This window comes from Bradyrhizobium sp. DN3 (assembly GCF_041357655.1).
In the GTDB taxonomy this organism is placed as follows: domain Bacteria; phylum Pseudomonadota; class Alphaproteobacteria; order Rhizobiales; family Xanthobacteraceae; genus Bradyrhizobium.
On record NZ_JAULLN010000115.1, the window covers coordinates 1 to 223 of the forward strand.

The window sequence follows — 223 nt, forward strand, 5'->3', positions numbered from 1 at the left end:
TGGGTAATTGCATGTGCGCGTCCAGCAGTGATCGTTGTCGTTTCATCGCCCACTGGAAGGGTAGCCAGGCGCTGCCGATAGCGCCGATCATCACCAGCGCCAGGGATGGGTCCCAGTGGCCGAGGATATCCAGAAAGGCCAGAACCTTGGCCGGGTTGCTCATGCCCGCGAGCAACAAGCCAAGACCAAACAGCAAACCGGCGATAAAAGCCGTTATCTTGCG

1 protein-coding gene is annotated in these 223 nt (G+C 58.7%); it reads right to left on the reverse strand.

Annotated features, from left to right (window positions below; translation table 11 throughout):
* A partial coding sequence (locus AAE027_RS39595) for a DUF6691 family protein (RefSeq protein ID WP_479714284.1) occupies nucleotides 1-217 on the reverse strand: 217 nt, incomplete at its 3' end.
* Between the last annotated feature and the right edge of the window lie 6 nt (nucleotides 218-223).